The sequence below is a fragment of the Streptomyces sp. NPDC050085 genome, from assembly GCF_044460595.1.
Lineage (GTDB): Bacteria > Actinomycetota > Actinomycetes > Streptomycetales > Streptomycetaceae > Streptomyces.
This window is the reverse complement of the sequence record NZ_JBITJZ010000013.1, coordinates 24,485-43,247: the sequence shown is the minus strand read 5'-3', so window position 1 is coordinate 43,247 and position 18,763 is coordinate 24,485. Positions and strand designations below refer to the sequence as shown.

Here is an 18,763-nt window from a genome sequence, read left to right as displayed (position 1 = left end):
CGGCGATGACGAGGATGAGGCGCGCATGGCGGACAATACGAGATCATCGGGCCGGAATCGGATCACTGACGGGAAGGGGCGCTGACGGTGGAGGCGCTGCGTGTCCTCAACAACAACGTGGTCCTCGCGCGCGACGACAAGGGCCAGGAGGTCATCCTCACCGGGCGCGGCATCGGCTTCAGCTCCCAGCAGGGCAAGCCCATCGACCCCGCGCTGATCGTGCGCGTCTTCGTCCCGGCCGACGGCCGCGACCCCGACCATCTGGCCGAGGCCCTCTCCCTCATCGGCGAGGAGGTCCTGCGGGCCGTCGTGATCGCCCTGGACGAGGCCGGCATCGAGGGACGGGAGTCCACCCGCCCCACCCTCGCCATCGCCGTCGCGGACCACGTCGCGGGGGCCATCGACCGGGCGGGACGGGGCATCGTCCTCGAGTATCCGCTGCGCGCCGAGACGCAGACCCTGTACGCCGCCGAGTACGCCCAGGCGCAGCGCCTGCTGGCGGCCATCAACGAGCGCGTCGACCCGAAGCTGGACGAATCCGAGGCGACCGCGCTCGCGCTGCACCTGGTCAACGCGGGATTCGCCTCGGGCGACCTGTCGTTCACGTACACGATGACCGGGGTCATCCAGCAGATGCTCGCCGTCGTGGGGGAGAGTTACGGGCTCGACGTCTCGCAGGAGTCCGTGAGCGCGGCGCGGTTCATCACGCACGTGCGCTACCTCTTCGTCCGCATCGAGCAGCATCGGCAGCTGAAGGGCCACGAGTCCACGATCGGCAAGGGCATCCGCCTTCACTATCCGGAGGCGACCCGCACCGCGCAGAAGCTGGCGACGATCGTCGAGCTGCGCCTCGGGCAGCAGCTGAGCGAGGACGAGGTGTCGTACCTGGCGCTGCACGTGGCCCGCATGACCATGGAGGTCGACGGCACCGCCGCGTGAGACCGGCCCGTGGCGGAAGGTGCTGCCGCAACCGTTGACGCGCAAGGGGTTCGATTCTACGGTCCCGTCCGAAGTTGCGAATGGCATTCGAAATTTCGGACATGACGTGACCGTCGTACCGTCCGCCGTCCCTTGAGGAGCCTTGCGTGAGCCGCACCTCCCGCCGCACCGGGATCACCAGCCGCACCCAGACCACCAGCCGCACCCGGATCACCCGCCGCACCGCACGCCGCACGCGCACCACCCTGCTCGCCGTCCCCGCGGCCGTCGTGCTGGCGCTGATCCCGCAGACCGCGTCCGCGTACCCGAATCCGGGCCGCGTCACCGGGGACACCGTCGTTCACGATCCGACCATGATCCGTACGTCCGCCGGGAAGTACCTGCTGTACGCCACCGGCGGCGGCCTCGCCGAACGCTCGTCGACCGACCGGGTCGCGTTCACGGCGGGCAGCGACGCGTTCACCACGAAGCCGTCGTGGTGGTCGTCGTACGCGACCGAGGCGTGGGCGCCCGACCTCTCGTACCACGGTGGCAAGTACCTGATGTACTACGCCGTTTCGACGTTCGGCACCAACAAGTCGGCCATCGGGCTTGCCGGTTCGAGCACCGGTGAGCCCGGCTCGTGGACGGACTACGGCGTCGTCTACACCTCCACCACGTCCAGCGACTACAACGCCATCGACCCGAACCTCTTCGTCGACGACGACGGCAAGTGGTGGCTGTCGTTCGGCAGTTGGTGGACCGGGATCAAGATGATCCGGATCGATCCGTCCACCGGGAAGGGCTACGCGGGCGACACCACGCGGTACGCGATCGCCGCCCGGCCGACCGGCACCAAGGCCGTCGAGGCCCCGTACGTCGTCAAGCGGGGCGGCTATTACTACCTGTTCGCCTCGTACGACGTGTGCTGCTCGGGGACCAGTTCCACGTACAAGGTGAAGGTGGGCCGGGCCACCTCCGTCACCGGCCCCTATTACGACAAGAGCGGCGTCGCGATGACGAACAACGGCGGCACCGCGGTCCTCGAGTCGCACGGCAGCGTCATCGGCCCCGGCGGTCAGTCGATCATGAACGACAGCGACGGGGACCTGATCGTCTACCACTACTACGACGGCGCCGACAACGGCACTCCGAAGCTCGGCGTCAACCTCCTTGACTGGAGCAGCGGTTGGCCCGTCGCCTACTGAGTACGAACGGCGCGTACGAACGGTGCGTACGAACAGTGCGTACGAACGGCCGCTCTCAGCCGACGTGCACCCGCGGCCTGCGCTCCGGATCGGGCTCCGCGCGCCGCAGCACCTCACGCGTCACCGGGGCCACCTCGCCGTCACCGAAGACGAGGAAGCGCAGCAGGTGACTGACCGGGTGGCCCTCGGTCCAGTTGAAGTACGCGTGCGGGACCTGGCCCGTGCGGTCGCGCAGGTTCATCAGGACCGCGGCCACCGTGTTGGGGACGCCCGGACCGTGCACGCGCAGGCGGCGCACCCCGTGCTTCTCGTCGCCGTGCACGGTCAGGTCCTCGGTGAAGTCGGAGGAGTCCTGGATGAAGACCTCCAGGAACAGCACGGGCCCGCCCTCGGGGATGTGCGTGTCCTCGCGCTGGCAGTACTCCTTCTCGCGGTACGCGGCGGTGCTGTGCTCCTGCGGCTCGTTGGCGATGATCCGCAGCGGGCCCTGCGCCGCCGCCTCGTCGATGATCCGCACGGCCGCGTCGTCGAACGTGACCGCGCCCGCGCGCAGCTCGAAGGCGCGGTGCACCCGGGAGGCGAAGGAGGAGACGAGGATCGCCACGATGAAGATCAGGGCGATCTTGATGCCGTCGGGGCGCTCCACGACGTTCGTGACCAGGGTGTACGCGAAGACGGCCGTGATCGCACCGAACCCGATCGCCGCCTTGAGGTGCCCGCGCCGGTGCACGGCGACCGTGGAGGCGAAGGAGGCGGAGAGCATCAGGACCAGCACGCCGGTCGCGTACGCGCCGGACTGGTCGTCGACGTTCGCGTTGAACCAGAGCGTGATGGCGACCGCCGCCGCCATGAAGGTGAGGACGAGCGGGCGCACGGCCCGCGTCCACTCGGGGGCCATGCCGTAGCGCGGCAGATAGCGGGGGACCAGGTTGAGCAGGCCCGCCATCGCCGAGGCGCCCGCGAACCACAGGATGGCGATCGTCGACACGTCGTAGACCGTGCCGAAGGCCTCGCCCAGGTACTCGTGCGCCAGATAGGCGAGCGCGCGGCCGTTCGCCGAGCCGCCCGATTTGAACTCGTCCTGCGGGATCAGGATCGTCGTGGCCAGGCTGGAGAGCAGCAGGAAACCGCTCATGATGAGCGCGGCCGTGGTCAGCAGCTTGCGGGTGTCGTGGATCCGGCCCGTCGGCTTCGCGTACGTGTCCGTGGGGGCGCCCTTCACCTGCGGCATCACCGCGACCCCGGTCTCGAAGCCCGACATGCCGAGCGCCAGCTTCGGGAAGACCAGCAGTGCGACGCCGACCATCACGAACGGCGAGGAGTGTTCCGCCGTCATCGCGTCCCACCAGTTGGTGATCTTGACCGGTTCGGTGAAGACGTGGGCGGCGGCCGTGACGAGGACGACGACGTTCAGGGCGAGGTACGCGGCCACCAGCACGACCGCGACCCGGATCGCCTCCTGGAAGCCCTTCATGAAGACCGCGCCGAGCGCCGCGAGCAGCACCAGCGTGATCCAGGTGTTCGCGCCGTGCAGTGAGGCGGGAGCGAAAGGATTCTCCACCACGTGCGCCGCGGCGTCCGCCGCCGAGAGCGTCATGGTGATCATGAAGTCGGTGGCGGCGAAGCCCAGCAGCACCAGGACGAACAGCTTCCCCGCCCACCACGGGAGCAGCCGCTCCAGCATCGCGATCGAGCCCTCGCCGTGCGGGGACTCCTTGGCGACCCTGCGGTACACCGGCAGCGCGCCCAGCAGGGTGAGCGCGATCAGCACGAGCGTCGCGAGCGGCGACAGCAGGCCCGCCGCGAGGGCGGCGATGCCGGGCTGGTAGCCGAGCGTGGAGAAGTAGTCCACGCCGGTCAGGCACATCACGCGCCACCACTTGTGGCCCTGGTGCTCCTCCGGGACGTGCCCGTGCGGCCCCTGGTGGCGTGCCGTGCGGTCGGTCAGCCCCTCCAGGAGCCAGGACCGCAACCGGTGTGTGCGTGCAGGCGCGACGGCCGGGCTCTGTGCCTGGGTGCCGGTCATGTACGGATGCTTCCTGTCGGACGGCTCGGACGACTGTCGGTGACGACGGTTCTCTGTGACGACGCTTCTGTGACGACGTGCGAGTATCCACCACATCCTCACCCGGTCATCGGGCGGGGGCGAGCCCAGTGTCACGTGCACATACGCTGGGGCGATGCAGGACGAGTACCGCACCGTGGCCCACGAGGGCGTGCACGAGACCGAGATCAACCGCTCCCGGTTCCTGTGCGCGCTCGCGCCCGCCGCGACGGAGGAGGAGGCCCAGGCCTTCGTCGCCCGCATCCGCAAGGAGCATCCGACCGCCTCCCACAACTGCTACGCGTACGTCATCGGCGCCGACGCCTCCGTGCAGAAGGCGAGCGACGACGGGGAGCCGGGCGGCACCGCGGGCGTACCGATGCTGCAGATGCTCACGCGGCGCGAGATGCGGTACGTCGTCGCGGTCGTGACCCGCTACTACGGCGGGGTGAAGCTGGGCGCCGGAGGACTGATCCGTGCGTACGGCGGCGCGGTGGGGGAGGCCCTGGACACCCTCGGCACCGTCACGCGGCGCCGGTTCCGCCTGGCCACGGTGACCGTCGACCACGCGCGGGCCGGAAAGATGGAGAACGACCTGCGGTCCACCGGCCGCGAGGTGCGCGACGTCCGCTACGGCGAGGCCGTCACGATCGAGATCGGGCTGCCCGAGGGCGACGTGGAGCGGTTCCGGGCGTGGCTGGCCGACGTCAGCGCGGGGACCGCGGGGTTCGAGCTCGGCGGAGAGGCGTACGGCTGAGGTGTGCGGCTGAGGCAATCCGGCCCGGGTGTCCGCGGATCGGGCAGGGCTCGACGGATCGGCGCGCCGCCTGGTTGAATCGGCGCATGGACGCAGGACGGCAGGACCTCACGCGGCGACGTCACGTCGACCTCGCACGGGTCAGCAGCGCCTCCTGTCGCATCTCCCGCTGAGCCCAACTCCGCGGACACGCCTCTGACTTACCCGGTCGCTGGTCCGTCGGCGACTGCTGCCCGGTGGGGCTTCTCGCGCCCCGCGGCGGAGCCGCTGATCGGCACAGCCCCGCGCCCCTGAAACGCAGGCGCTTCGCGCCGCATTTTCCCGAGGAGATGCCGCAGGCATCTCAGGGGCGCGGGGAGCTGCGCGCAGCAGGACCACCGGCGCGCACCCGGCGACCAACCAGTGACTCCCACGGCGCCTCCGCCCCGCCGTACCTCCGCACCCCGCAAAGGACTCCTCGTGGCCCTCCTCGTCACCGTCACCGGCAGCGCCTCCGCCCCCGGCACCTCCCGCACCGCCCACCTCGTCCACGACCTCGGTCGCGGGCTCGCCTCCCAGGGCCACGACATACGTCACCTCGACGTCCGCTCCCTGCCCGCCGAGGCCCTGCTGTCCGCCGACACCACGCATCCCGAAGTCGCCGCGGCCGTCGGCCTCGTGGCCCGCGCCGACGCCCTGATCGTCGCCAGCCCCGTCTACAAGGCCGCGTACTCAGGAGTCCTGAAGACCTTCCTCGACCTGCTGCCCCAGTACGCGCTGCGCGGCAAGACCGTGCTGCCGCTGGCCACCGGGGGTTCGCCCGCGCACGTGCTCGCCGTCGACTACGCGCTGCGGCCCGTCCTCACCTCGCTCGGCGCAGACGTCGCGCAGGGCTGGTTCGTCCTCGACCGGCACATCGCGGTCGGCGTCGACGGCACCGTCACCCTCACCCCCGAGACGCGCGAGGCGCTCGCCCCGGTCCTCGACCGCTTCCGTGCCGCCCTGCCCGCCGGCCCCCGGCTCGCCGCGGCCTGAGTTCCCGGATCAGGAGAGGACCTCCATGTCCCTGACCTTCCACTGGTTCCTGCCCACCAACGGCGACAGCCGCTCCATCGTCGGCGGCGGCCACGGCGTTCCCACCGGCTCGGCGGGCGGCGACCGCCCCGCGTCGCTCGCCTACCTCGGTCAAGTGGCCCGTACGGCCGAGCAGTTGGGGTTCGAAGGAGCGCTCACGCCCACCGGCGCCTGGTGCGAGGACGCCTGGCTCACCACCGCGATGCTCGTCGAACGGACCGAGCGGCTGAAGTTCCTCGTCGCGTTCCGGCCCGGCCTGCTGAGCCCCGCGCTCGCCGCGCAGATGGCCGCCACCTACCAACGCCACTCCGGCGGACGGCTGTTGCTCAACATCGTCACCGGCGGCGAGGACCCCGAGCAGCGCGCCTACGGGGACTTCCTCGACAAGGAGGCGCGCTACGCCCGCACCGACGAGTTCCTGCACGTCGTGCGCACCCTGTGGCGCGGCGAGACCCTCGACTTCAAGGGGGAGCACGAACACGTCGAAGGGGCGCGCCTGAACCGGCTGCCGGACCCGGTCCCGCCCGTCTACTTCGGCGGCTCCTCGCCGGCCGCGGGGCCGGTCGCCGCCCGGCACAGCGACGTGTACCTCACCTGGGGCGAACCGCCCGCACAGGTCGCCGAGAAGATCGACTGGATACGGGGGCTCGCCAAGGCCGAGGGGCGCGAGATCCGCTTCGGGATCCGGCTGCACGTCATCGCGCGCGACACGGCGAGCGAGGCGTGGGCGCAGGCGGAGCGGCTGCTGGCGGGCATCGACCCGAAGGTCGTCGCCGATGTCCAGGCGGGGCTTGCCCGTTCGGGCTCCGAAGGGCAGAAGCGGATGCTCGCCCTGCACGGCGGACGCGCGGACAATGCAGCCGGCCTGGAGATCTACCCCAATCTGTGGGCCGGGGTCGGCCTCGTGCGCGGCGGCGCGGGCACCGCGCTGGTCGGCTCGCACACCGAGATCGCGGACCGGATCGCCGAGTATCACGCCCTGGGCATCGACGAGTTCGTGCTCTCCGGCTATCCGCACGTCGAGGAGGCGTACTGGTTCGGCGAGGGCGTGCTGCCGGTGCTCGCCGCGCGAGGACTGTGGCAGCACCCTTCTTAACACGCCTTGAATTAAGTACTGTTGGAGCCCCCGGTGCGCTGACCGGGGGCTTTGGCGTGTTCAAGTCCTTGCGAACGCAGGACCGTTGATGCCCTTCTTGGCTTCATCTCTTGACGGCTTTGGTGCAGACCTTTAGGTTCCCGTTCGCCACAGCTTCATGAATGCACCTGCTGTTCATCTCCATGAACATCCGCACCCCCCCATCGACGGCTCCCCATGAAGGGCTGTGAACCCCCCTATGCCTTCTGTGCCTTCTGTGCCTTCTGCACCCTCCGCGCCCACGGCGTCTGCCGTGTCCCGCATGTTCAGACCCGCCGCCGCGCGCTCGACCGTGATACGCGGCGCGCTCGCCACCGCGCTGCTCGCGGCGTCGGCGGGCGCACTCGCCGCGACGCCCGCCTCCGCCGCCACCGGCACGATCACCGGCCTCGGCGGCAAGTGCCTCGACGTGGCGGCGGCGAACTCCGCCAACGGCACCGCCGTCCAGCTCTACGACTGCAACGGCACCGCCGCCCAGCAGTGGACGGTCGGCACCGACGGCACGATCCGCGCGCTCGGCAAGTGCCTTGACGTGACCGGGAATTCGACCGCCAACGGAGCCCGGCTCCAGCTCTGGGACTGCGCCGGCAGCGCCAACCAGAAGTGGACCGTCTCCGCGGGCCGCGACCTCGTCGGCCAGCAGTCCGGCAAGTGCGCCGACGTCACCGGCAACACCTCCGCGAACGGCACCCCCATCCAGATCTGGAGCTGCACCGGCGCCGCCAACCAGAAGTGGACCGCGCCCACCGGCGGCGGCACGCCCCCCACCGCCGCGCCGATGGCCGTCGCCCCCTACCTCTACAACGGCTGGGGCAGTCCGCCGAACCCGACCACCGTCATGAACGCGACCGGCGTCAAGTGGTTCACCCTCGCCTTCGTCCTCAGCAACGGCAGCTGCAACCCGCAGTGGGACGGCGGCCGCCCGCTCACCGGCGGCGTCGACCAGCAGACGATCAACACCGTGCGGGCAGCCGGCGGTGACGTCATCCCGTCGTTCGGCGGCTACAGCGGCAACAAGCTGGAGAGCTCCTGCACCAGCGCCGCCGCGCTGGCCGGCGCGTACCAGAAGGTCATCGACGCGTACGGGCTCAAGGCCATCGACATCGACATCGAGGCCGACGCGTACAGCAACCCGACCGTGCAGCAGCGCACCGTCGACGCGCTCAAGACCGTCAAGGCCAACAACCCCGGCATCAAGGTCGTCGTCACCATCGGCACCGGCCAGTCGGGACCCGACACGAGCCTCATCAACCGGGCGGCCAACTCCGGTCTGAGCGTGGACAGTTGGACGATCATGCCGTTCGACTTCGGCGGTGCGGGACAGAACATGGGGACGCTGACCCTGCGGGCCGCCGAAGGGCTCAAGAACGCCCTCAAGAGCGCGTACGGCTACAGCGACGACCAGGCGTACCGGGACATGGGCATCTCGTCCATGAACGGGATCACCGACAACAACGAGACCGTCACCACCGGCGACTTCGAGACGATCCTCGGCTACGCGCAACAGCACCACCTGGCGCGGCTGACGTTCTGGTCGTCCAACCGCGACCGGCCCTGCCCGGCCGGCTACCCGAACGACGACACCTGCTCGGGCGTGGCCCAGAGCGCCTGGCAGTTCACCGGCATCTTCGCCCGGTACACCGGCTGAACCCCCCACTCGGGCAGGAGAGTTACGTGTTCAGATCAGCGTCAAGATCGGTGTTCGGATCCGTGCTCGGACATCGCACGACCAGAGTGCTCACCGCGGTCGCGCTCGTGGCGACCACCGCGACCGGCATCGAGTTCGCCGTGCAGGGCTCGGCGAGTGCGCAGCCGACCGCGGCCGCCGCGCTGCCGACCGGCTACACCACCGTCGTCAACAAGGGCAGCGGCAAGTGCGTCGACGCCCGCGCGGCCGCGAGCGCCGACGGCACCGCCGTCCAGCAGTACGCCTGCAACGGCAGCGCCGCCCAGAACTGGCAGCTCGTGGCGACCAGCGGCGGCTACTACCGCGTGAACAGCAACCTGGACGCCACCAGGGCCTGGGACGTCACCGGCGTCTCCACCGCCGATTCCGCGCCCGTCCAGCTGTGGACGTACTCCGCCGGCAACAACCAGCAGTGGCTGCCCGTCGCCGAGTCCGACGGCTCGTACCACTTCGTCAACCGCAACAGCGGCAAGTGCCTCGACGTCCCCGGTGCCTCCACCGCGGACAGCGTGCAACTGGCGCAGTACACGTGCAACGGGACGGCCGCGCAGTCCTTCACGCTCGGCGGCGGGACGACGAACCCGCCCGGCACCCCCGACTTCGGCCCCAACGTGACCGTGTTCGACCCGTCGATGCCGGCGTCGAGCATCCAGTCCAAGCTGGACGCGGTCTTCTCCCAGCAGCAGACCAACCAGTTCGGCTCGGCGCGCCAGGCCCTGCTGTTCAAGCCCGGTACGTACAGCGCCAACGCCAACGTCGGCTTCTACACGCAGGTCGCAGGGCTCGGTCTGTCGCCCGACGACGTGACCGTCAACGGAGCCGTGCACGCGGAGGCCGACTGGTTCCAGGGCAACGCCACGCAGAACTTCTGGCGCGACGCCGAGAACCTGTCGGTCAACCCCACGGGCGGGAGCGACCGTTGGGCCGTCTCGCAGGCCGCCCCGTACCGGCGCATGCACGTGCGCGGCAACCTCGCCCTCGACGACGGCGGCTGGTCCAGCGGCGGCTTCATCTCCGACACCGTGGTCGACGGGCAGATCCGGTCCGGCTCCCAGCAGCAGTTCCTCACCCGCAACGCGCAGATGGGCAGCTGGTCGGGGTCCAACTGGAACATGGTCTTCGTCGGCGACCAGGGCGCACCCGCCCAGTCCTTCCCGACGTACACCAACGTCGCGAGCTCCCCGACGATCCGCGAGAAGCCGTTCCTGTACGTCGACGGGGCGGGCGCCTACAAGGTGTTCGTGCCCGCGCTGCGGGCGAACGCCGTCGGCACCACGTGGAGCGGGAAGACCCCGGCGGGCACGTCCCTGCCGCTCGACCAGTTCTTCGTCGTCAAGCCGGGCGCCACCGCGGCCGACATGAACGCGGCGCTCGCAGCGGGCAAGAACCTGCTGGTCACCCCCGGCGTCTACCACCTCAACCAGACCCTGAACATCACGCGCCCCGACACGATCGTGCTCGGCATGGGCCTGGCCACCCTCGTGCCGGACGGCGGGATCACCGCGATCTCCACCGCCGACGCGGACGGCATCCAGCTGGCCGGCCTGCTGATCGACGCGGGCACCACCAACTCCCCGACCCTGGTGCAGATCGGCCCGGCGGGCGCCTCCGCGAACCATGCGGCCGACCCGATCCAGCTGACCGACTTCTTCGTCCGGATCGGCGGCGCCACCGTCGGCAAGGCCGCCAACTCGGTCGTGGTGAACAGCGCGAACACGATCATCGACCACACCTGGATCTGGCGGGCCGACCACGGCAACGGCGGCACGGTCGGCTGGACCACCAACACGGCCGACACCGGGCTCATCGTGAACGGCGCGAACGTGACGGCGTACGGCCTGTTCGTCGAGCACTTCCAGAAGACCCAGGTCCTGTGGAACGGCAACGGCGGCCGCACCTACTTCTTCCAGAACGAGATGCCCTACGACCCGCCGAACCAGGCCTCCTGGATGAACGGCGGCGGCAAGGGATACCCCGCCTACAAGGTCGCCGCCTCGGTAACCAGCCACGAGGCATGGGGACTTGGCAGCTACTGCTACTTCAGCAGCAACTCCGGCGTGGTCGCCGACCGCGCCTTCGAGGTGCCGAGCGTGTCCGGGGTCAGGTTCCACGACATGGTGACCGTCTCGCTCGGCGGCACCGGCACCATCAGCCACGTCATCAACAACACCGGAGGACCGTCCAACTCCAGCACCAACGTCGCGTACCTCACCAACTACCCGTAGGGACCGCGGAGTTCAGAGCGCACGGAAAGGACCGATCAGCTGATGCACACCACGCACGGCATGCATGCCGTCAGATCCGGATCCGGCCGCACCGCCCTGCGGATCCTCCTCCTGCTCGCCGCCCTGTTCGGGCTCGCGGCACCACCCGCCGCCCACGCGAGCACCGCGGCGGCCCCCTTCAAGGTGCTCGGCCTCTACAGCGGCACGTGGGACGCGGCGCACATCGACTTCGAGAAGGAGGCGAACGACTGGTTCCCGAAGCAGGCCGCCGCGAACGGCTTCACCTACACCGCGAGCAACGACTGGAACCTGCTCGCCAACGGCGGCGTCAACGCCTACCAGGTCGTCCTGTTCCTCGACGACCTGCCGCAGACCGCCGCCCAACGCAGCGGATTCGAGAGCTACATGCGCGGCGGCGGCGCCTGGATGGGTTTCCACGTCTCCGCCTTCACCACGGACGCGGCGAGCTGGTCCTGGTACCACAACCAGTTCCTCGGCAGCGGCAACTTCAAGTCCAACACCTGGGGCCCGACGTCCGCGACCCTCAAGGTCGAGGACCGCACGCACCCCTCCACCGTGAACCTGCCCGCCACGTTCACCTCGTCGGTCAGCGAGTGGTACAGCTGGAGCAACGACCTGCGGCAGAACCCGGACATCAAGATCCTCGCCTCGGTCGACCCCAGCAGCTTCCCGCTGGGCACCGACCCCAACCAGTCCTGGTACAGCGGCTATTACCCGATTCTGTGGACCAACACGAAGTACAAGATGCTGTACGCGAACTTCGGCCACAACGCGATGAACTACGACACCAACACGCGGCTGTCGTCGACGTTCGCCGGCGCCACCCAGAACCGGTTCCTGCTGGACGGCCTCAAGTGGCTCGGCGGCGGAGGCAGCACCACCCCGCCGGACGACTCGCTCTCCGAGGCGTCCTGGTACTCGCTGCAGAACGTCGGCAACGGCACCTGCGTGGACGCCCGCGCGGCCGCCACGGCCAACGGGACCGCGATCCAGCAGTACGCCTGCAACGCCACGCAGGCCCAGCAGTTCCGGCTCGCCTCCACCGACAGCGGATACCGGCGCATCGGCGTCCGCCCGAACCCGCAGCAGGTGATCGACGTGACCGGCGTCTCCACCGCCGACAACGCGCCGCTCCAGCTGTGGGCGTACGGCGGCGGGAACAACCAGCAGTGGCTCCCGGTGAAGGAAGCCGCCGGGCGCTACCACTTCACCGCCCGGCACAGCGGCAAGTGCCTCACCGCTGCGGGCACCGCCACGAACAGCACGCAGCTCACGCAGCGTGCCTGTGACGGGTCGGCGGCACAGAGCTTCACGGTGACCGCACAGCCCTGACCGCTCTGACCGTTTGTGATCGAGGTCACGGAGCGGGGCGTCTGATCAGGGCGTTCCGCACGTGATGTCCGACCCAGCAGTTAGCCTCGTGTGCCATGAGGCTCCTGCACACGTCCGACTGGCATCTCGGCCGCGCGTTCCACCGCGTGAGCATGCTCGATGCCCAGGCCGCGTTCATCGCCCACCTCGTCGCCGTCGTGCGCGAGCGGGGCGTGGACGCGGTCGTCGTGTCGGGCGACGTGTACGACCGTGCGGTGCCGCCGCTCGCCGCCGTCGAGCTGTACGACGACGCGCTGCACCGGCTCGCCGCGCTCGGGGTGCCCACCGTGATGATCTCCGGGAACCACGACTCGGCGCGCCGCCTCGGCGTCGGCGCCGGACTCATCGGCCGCGCCGGCATCCACCTCCGTACGGAGGCGAGCCGCTGCGGCGAGCCGGTCGTGCTGGCGGACGCGCACGGCGACGTCGCCTTCTACGGGCTTCCCTATCTCGAACCCGCCCTGGTCAAGGACGAGTTCGCCGTCGCCAGGGCCGGACACGAGCAGGTGCTCGCCGCCGCCATGGACCGGGTCCGCGCCGACCTCGCCGAGCGCGCACCCGGCACCCGGTCCGTCGTCCTCGCCCACGCCTTCGTCACCGGCGGCGCCCCCAGCGACAGCGAGCGCGACATCACCGTCGGCGGCGTCGCGGCCGTCCCCGCCGGAATCTTCGACGGCGTCGACTACGTGGCGCTCGGACATCTGCACGGCAGCCAGGTCATCGCCGAGCGCGTCCGCTACTCGGGCTCGCCGCTGCCGTACTCCTTCTCCGAGGCCGACCACCGCAAGAGCATGTGGCTCGTCGACCTGGACGCCGACGGCGCCGTGACCGCCGAGCGGATCGACTGCCCGGTGCCCCGGCCGCTCGCCCGGATCCACGGCGACCTGGACGACCTGCTCGCCGACCCGGAGCTCACCGTCCACGAGGAGTCCTGGGTGGAGGCCACCCTCACCGACGAGATCCGGCCCGACGACCCCATGGCCCGGCTCATGGAGCGCTTCCCGCACACGCTCAGCCTGCTCTTCGAACCGCGCCGCACGGACACGCAGCCGGACGCCACGTACGCCGAGCGCCTCAAGGGGCGCGACGACCACGAGATCGCGGAGGACTTCGTGACGCACGTCAGGGGCGCCGGGCCCGACGACGAGGAGCGGGCGGTGCTGCGGGCCGCCTTCGACGCCGTGCGCGTCGACGACGTGGTGGCCGAGGTCGCCCGGTGAGACTGCACACCCTGCGCGTCACCGCGTTCGGCCCCTTCGGCGGGACGCAGGAGATCGACTTCGACGAGCTGTCCGCCGCCGGACTCTTCCTGCTGCACGGACCGACCGGCGCGGGCAAGACCTCCGTCCTCGACGCGGTCTGCTTCGCCCTGTACGGATCCGTGCCCGGTGCCCGGCAGAGCGGTGGCGGCCAGGGGCAGGGGCTGCGCAGTGATCACGCCGAGCCGGGTGTGCGCACCGAGGTCGCCCTCGAGCTGACCGTCGCCGGGCGCCGCCTGGAGATCACGCGGCAGCCGCCGTTCGCCCGCCCGAAGAAGCGCGGCACCGGCTTCACGACGGAGAAGGCGCAGAGCTGGCTGCGCGAGCATGACGCGGTCACGGGGGAGTGGAAGGACCTGAGCCGCTCCCACCAGGAGATCGGCGAGGAGATCACCCAGCTCCTCGGCATGAGCAAGGACCAGTTCTGCCAGGTCGTGCTCCTGCCGCAGGGCGACTTCGCACGGTTCCTGCGCGCCGACGCCGAGGCCCGCGGCAAACTCCTCGGCCGCCTCTTCGACACCCACCGCTTCGCCGCCGTCGAGCAGCGGCTCGCCGAGGACCGGCGCGGCGCCGAGCGCCAAGTCGCCGCGGGCGACGCCGAGTTGCTCGCCGACGCGCACCGGATGCAGCAGGCCGCGGGCGGCATCGTGGAGCTCCCGCCGGTCGACGCGGCGCCCGGTGACCCCGCCCTCGCCGACGCCGTCCTCACCTGGGCAGCGACCGCCCGCTCCACGGCCCGCGAACACTTCACGCACAGCCACCTCGCCCTGATCGCCGCCGAGGCGGCCCGCGCGGCGGCCCAGAGCGACCTCGCCGAGGTGACCGAGCGGAGCCGCCTCCAGCGCCGCCACGCCGAGGCGCAGACGCGGGCGGCCGCGCTGGCGGAGCGGGCCGCCGAGCACCGCGAGCTCGAGGAGCGGATGGAGCGGGCCCGCAAGGCGGAGACCGTGGCGCCCGCGCTGGCCCTGCGGGAGGCGGCCGAGGCCGAGCACCGGGACGCGCAGACGCGGGAGGAGCGGGCGCGCGGGGCGCTGCGGGCCGACTCCGGCGGAGCCGACCTGGCCGCGGGTGCCCCGCCCGAGGCCCTCGCCGAGGCCGCACGGCGTGTTGCTCTGGAGCTCGGCGGGCTCGACGCGGCGCGGCGCGCCGAGCGCAGGCTCGCCGGGCTCGACCAGGAGCGGGCCGGGCTCGACCGCGAGGAGCGCGCCGACGCCGAACTCCTCGACGAGGCCGGGGCCTGGCTCGCCGCCTGGGACACCCGCCGCGCCGCGCTCCAGAGCCGGGTCGACGACGCGCAGGAGGCGGCCACCCGCGCCGAGCACCTCGCCGGACAGCTGGAGCCCGCGCGGCACCAGGCCCGCGCCGCCGTCGAGCGCGACCGGCTCACCGCCCGGGCCGAGGAGGCCGGGGCCGTCGTGCTGCGGACCCGCGAGGAGGCCGCCGCCGCGCACGAGCACTGGCTCGGCCTGAAGGAACAGCGCCTGCGCGACGTCGCAGCCGAACTCGCCGAGGGCCTCGTCGACGGCGCCCCCTGCGCAGTGTGCGGCGCGAGGGAACACCCCGCGCCGATGCGCAAGTCGGAGCGGCACGTCGACCGTGCCGCCGAGGAGAGCGCCCTCGCCGCCTACCGCACGGCCGACGCGCGCCGCAGCGACACGGAGCGTGCCCTGGCCGGCGTACGGGAGGAACTGGCCGCGGCGAAGGCCGCCGCCGGGGACGGGCCCGCCGTGCAACTCGCCGATTCCGTACGGGAACTGGAGGCGCGACACGCCGAGGCGCGCACCCTCGCGTCCGGGCTGCACGCCGCTCGCGAGACGCTCGCCCGCGCGGAGAGCGAGCACGGGCGCCGGCTCACCGCCCGCCAGGAAGCCGCGACGCGCACCGCGGCCCGGGCCTCCCTGCGGGACGCCCTCGAACGTGAACAGGCTGGCCTGGAGCAGGAGTTGACGCAGGCGCGCGGCACTGCCGCCAGCGTCGAGGCGCGTGCCGCCCAGCTCGAGCGGCAGGCCCGGCTGCTCACCGACGCGGCCGACGCGGCCCGTGCCGTCGAGGACACCGCGACCCGACTCAAGGACGCGGACGCGCGGCTCGCCGACGCCGCGTTCCGCGCCGGGTTCGACACGCCGCGGGCCGCGGCCGCCGCCCACCTCGACGACGCGGCGCACCGCGCGCTCCAACTCCGCCTGGACGCCTGGCAGTCGGAGCAGGCCGCGGTGCGCTCCGTCCTCGCCGAGGAGGACACCGCCGCGGCCGCCCGCCTGCCCGCGGCCGATGTCGCCGCCGCCCACGCCGCGGCCGAGGCCGCCGACGCGCGGGTGCGCGGTGCGGGCTCCGCGCGGGACGCGGCGAGCCGGCGCTGCGGCGAACTCGACCGGCTGTCCCGGCGCGCCGCCACCGAGGTCCGCCGCCTCGGCCCGCTGCGCGACACGTACAACCGGATCGCCCGCCTCGCCTCCCTCGCGGCGGGCACCTCCGCCGACAATGAACGCAAGATGCGCCTGGAGTCCTACGTCCTCGCCGCCCGTCTCGAACAGGTGGCGGCCGCGGCGACCGCCCGCCTGCGCCGGATGTCGTCGGGGCGCTACACCCTGGTGCACTCCGACTCCCTTGCCGGGCGCGGGCGTTCGGGGCTCGGGCTGCACGTCGTGGACGCGTGGACGGGCCGCGAGCGCGACACGGCGACGCTCTCCGGCGGCGAGACGTTCTTCGCCTCGCTCGCCCTCGCGCTCGGCCTCGCGGACGTCGTCACCGACGAGGCGGGCGGCGTCCGCCTCGACACCCTCTTCATCGACGAGGGCTTCGGCAGCCTCGACGACCAGACCCTCGACGAGGTCCTCGACGTCCTGGACTCCCTGCGCGAACGGGACCGCAGCGTCGGCATCGTCAGCCACGTCGGAGATCTGCGGCGCCGGGTGCACGCCCAGCTGGAGATCGTGAAGGGGCGGGCGGGATCGGTGGTGCGGCAGCGCGGGGCGGGTCCGGAGTAGGGGGGCGGGCTTCGACCGGCGGTCTGCGGGGCCGCGCCGCCGACGCAGCGGACCTGGGCGGAACGGCGCGACGCCGATGTCTGACGCGCGGGATCCAGACCTGAGGACTCGGGAGGTTCAGTCGGCCGGCCCGCCCCGCCCGGAGGGCCTCAGTTGCCGATCGCCCGCCGTGGCAGCGGCGACGAATACACCACGCTCGTCGTCACGGACCCCAGCGTGCCGATCTTGCCGGAGACCTCCTCCAGGTGGCTCATCGAGCGGGCCGCGACCTTGATGACGAAGCAGTCGTCGCCCGTGACGTGGTGCGCCTCCAGGATCTCGGGCGTCGCGGCGACCAGGTCGTGGAAGGGCTTGTAGTTCCCGTTCGGGTAGCGCAGCCGCACGAAGGCCAGGATCGGCAGCCCGAGCCGTTCCGGCACGACGACTGCCGCGTACCCCGCGATGACCCCCGCCTCCTCCAGCCTGCGCACCCGCTCGGTGACGGCGCTCGCCGACATGGACACGGCGCGCGCCAGCTCCGCGTAGCTGGCCCGGCCCTCGCGCTGCAGGACCTGCAGAATGCGCCAGTCGGTGGCGTCCGGCACGTAAACGGAAGCGGTTGTGGAATCGACGGTCATGGCGCAGAGCTAACAGGGGAATCCCCGGCCGATCAAGAGGGATGCCGGGAAACACCACTTCAGGAAGTGGATCACTGCCCGTAGATTTCTGGCCATGGGGACGGCGCGCCGCACCGGCCCCGAAGCGACCGGACGAACGAACCGCAGGAGGGCACCATGACCACCACCACGACCGCCACCAACCCCGTCCTGCGGGTCGCCCCCGCCTCGCCCGCCGCCGCTGCCGCGTACTTCGGCGCGAGCCTCGCCTTCCACGCCGACGTCTCCGACGTCGCCGCCGCGATCGCCGCCGACGGCGACCCGGGCTTCGTCGTCATCGACTCGCGCAACACCGCCTCCTGGGACCAGGGCCACGTCCCCGGCGCGGTCCACCTGCCCACCGCGCTCATCGCGGAGCAGGCCGAGCAGCTCCTCGACAAGTCGGTGCCCGTCGTCACGTACTGCTGGGGCCCCGGCTGCAACGGCGCCACCCGCGCCGCCCTCGCCCTGGCCCAACTCGGCTTCCAGGTCAAGGAGATGCTCGGCGGGTTCGAGTACTGGGTGCGCGAGGGCTTCGCGTACGAGACCTGGGAGGGGCCCGCTCGCAAGGACGCCGACCCGCTGACGGCGCCCGTCGACTCCGACGACTGCGGCTGCTGACGCAACCGACCGGTCACACCCGGTGCGGCGACGCCCGCAGGAAGCGCGCGTCCCGGTGGCCGACGCAGTCCACCGGCAGCGCGGCGCGCAGCACGACGTCCAGCACGCGACCGGGCTCGCACGCGTAATGCCCGCTGGCCCAGGCCGCGTTGGCCTCGACGACCGCCCAGGAGCCGTCCGTCAGCCGCCCGACGTCGACCACGATCGCGCTCGGCAGCTCCGTGGGCGCCAGCCGCGCCGCGAGGTCCAGGACCTCGGCGTGCCAGGGATCGTCGTGCAGCGGCGCCACGTCCAGCGCGCCCCGCCGGGCGTACCGACTCGCCGTGTGCACCGCGCCGTCGAGCAGGAACAGCCGGTACTCCACGTCGAAGGCCACGATGTCGCTGACCAGGACGGGCGTCGTGTCGTCCACCGCGTCGGGACCCGGGAGCCGGCTGCCGTCCGGGTAGACGCGCGCCGGGAAGCTCTTGTCGTTCGGCGGCTTCACGAACGCCGGACGCCGCAGTGCGCGGGCCGCGCGGATGGTGGTCAACTCGACGTCCCGGAGCGTGAGTTCGTACGGGAGCGTCGCCAGCCAGCCGGGAGCGGCCTCCAGCAGTCCGATCCCCAGGTCCCGCCCGACCGCGTCGGCGAAGAGCGGCCCGGCGTACAGGCCCGCGCCCGCAAGCGCGCGCCAGTCGTCGGGCGTGCGCCACGTCGCGTACGTCTCCACGCGCAGCCCGCGCCCGCGCGCGGCTGCGGCGAGCGCCTGCCCGGTGGCGGTGACGCGGGGCGAGAGGAACAGCGTGCGTGGTGTGGCCATGTGGTGAGGATGGCCGGGCCGGGGCGCCACCGGCCACCGG

At 71.7% G+C, this 18,763-nt stretch carries 14 protein-coding genes; 11 read left to right on the top strand and 3 right to left on the bottom strand.

The annotated features are described in order from the left end of the window. The first annotated feature begins 87 nt into the window (after window positions 1-87). Both ACIBUY_RS33960 and ACIBUY_RS33955 read left to right on the top strand, forming a co-directional pair. Entirely contained in the window at window positions 88-939 is an 852-nt protein-coding gene (locus ACIBUY_RS33960) for a PRD domain-containing protein (RefSeq protein WP_399154668.1), read from the top strand. A 209-nt stretch (window positions 940-1,148) separates the two neighbouring features. Further along, window positions 1,149-2,126 carry an arabinan endo-1,5-alpha-L-arabinosidase gene (locus ACIBUY_RS33955; protein WP_365571633.1) on the top strand — a complete coding sequence of 326 codons (978 nt, stop codon included), beginning with the start codon at window positions 1,149-1,151 and terminating at the stop codon, window positions 2,124-2,126. A gap of 55 nt (window positions 2,127-2,181) precedes the next feature. On the opposite strand, the gene ACIBUY_RS33950 is transcribed toward ACIBUY_RS33955, so the two are convergent. Further along, window positions 2,182-4,152, bottom strand: coding sequence for an amino acid transporter (locus ACIBUY_RS33950; RefSeq protein WP_365571531.1), 1,971 nt, complete (start codon window positions 4,150-4,152; stop codon window positions 2,182-2,184). Between the two features lie 154 nt (window positions 4,153-4,306). Here ACIBUY_RS33950 and ACIBUY_RS33945 point away from each other — a divergent pair, with 154 nt between their 5' ends. The 8 genes from ACIBUY_RS33945 (at window position 4,307) to ACIBUY_RS33910 (ending at window position 16,665) form a co-directional block, all read left to right on the top strand. Further along, window positions 4,307-4,927: a YigZ family protein gene (locus ACIBUY_RS33945; RefSeq protein ID WP_365571534.1), complete on the top strand. Its 621-nt coding sequence runs from the start codon at window positions 4,307-4,309 to the stop codon at window positions 4,925-4,927. 459 nt (window positions 4,928-5,386) lie between these two features. Further along, entirely contained in the window at window positions 5,387-5,941 is a 555-nt protein-coding gene (gene ssuE, locus ACIBUY_RS33940) for an NADPH-dependent FMN reductase (protein ID WP_399154667.1), read from the top strand. A gap of 25 nt (window positions 5,942-5,966) precedes the next feature. Next, complete coding sequence (locus ACIBUY_RS33935) at window positions 5,967-7,076, top strand: LLM class flavin-dependent oxidoreductase (protein ID WP_399154666.1); 1,110 nt, start codon at window positions 5,967-5,969, stop codon at window positions 7,074-7,076. A 301-nt stretch (window positions 7,077-7,377) separates the two neighbouring features. Then, window positions 7,378-8,763 carry a lectin gene (locus tag ACIBUY_RS33930; protein ID WP_399154665.1) on the top strand — a complete coding sequence of 462 codons (1,386 nt, stop codon included), beginning with the start codon at window positions 7,378-7,380 and terminating at the stop codon, window positions 8,761-8,763. 107 nt (window positions 8,764-8,870) lie between these two features. Then, window positions 8,871-11,027 (top strand): RICIN domain-containing protein, encoded by a 2,157-nt coding sequence (locus ACIBUY_RS33925; protein WP_399154760.1) that lies wholly within the window; start codon window positions 8,871-8,873, stop codon window positions 11,025-11,027. Between the two features lie 60 nt (window positions 11,028-11,087). Continuing rightward, window positions 11,088-12,380 (top strand): ThuA domain-containing protein, encoded by a 1,293-nt coding sequence (locus ACIBUY_RS33920; protein WP_399154759.1) that lies wholly within the window; start codon window positions 11,088-11,090, stop codon window positions 12,378-12,380. 95 nt (window positions 12,381-12,475) lie between these two features. After that, window positions 12,476-13,639, top strand: a complete 1,164-nt coding sequence (locus tag ACIBUY_RS33915) for an exonuclease SbcCD subunit D (protein WP_365571545.1) — start codon at window positions 12,476-12,478, stop codon at window positions 13,637-13,639. Beyond that, the gene (locus tag ACIBUY_RS33910; protein ID WP_399154664.1) at window positions 13,636-16,665 is read left to right on the top strand and encodes an AAA family ATPase; all 3,030 of its coding nucleotides are present in this window, start codon (window positions 13,636-13,638) and stop codon (window positions 16,663-16,665) included. The genes ACIBUY_RS33915 and ACIBUY_RS33910 overlap by 4 nt, the downstream gene beginning before the upstream one ends. Window positions 16,666-16,814: 149 nt before the next feature. On the opposite strand, the gene ACIBUY_RS33905 is transcribed toward ACIBUY_RS33910, so the two are convergent. Beyond that, window positions 16,815-17,282 (bottom strand): Lrp/AsnC family transcriptional regulator, encoded by a 468-nt coding sequence (locus ACIBUY_RS33905; protein ID WP_365571550.1) that lies wholly within the window; start codon window positions 17,280-17,282, stop codon window positions 16,815-16,817. Between the two features lie 156 nt (window positions 17,283-17,438). Here ACIBUY_RS33905 and ACIBUY_RS33900 point away from each other — a divergent pair, with 156 nt between their 5' ends. After that, the gene (locus ACIBUY_RS33900) at window positions 17,439-17,921 is read left to right on the top strand and encodes a rhodanese-like domain-containing protein (protein WP_365571553.1); all 483 of its coding nucleotides are present in this window, start codon (window positions 17,439-17,441) and stop codon (window positions 17,919-17,921) included. A gap of 13 nt (window positions 17,922-17,934) precedes the next feature. Here ACIBUY_RS33900 and ACIBUY_RS33895 read toward each other — a convergent pair whose 3' ends face one another. After that, window positions 17,935-18,723, bottom strand: coding sequence for an ATP-grasp domain-containing protein (locus ACIBUY_RS33895; protein ID WP_399154663.1), 789 nt, complete (start codon window positions 18,721-18,723; stop codon window positions 17,935-17,937). Window positions 18,724-18,763 lie beyond the last annotated feature (40 nt).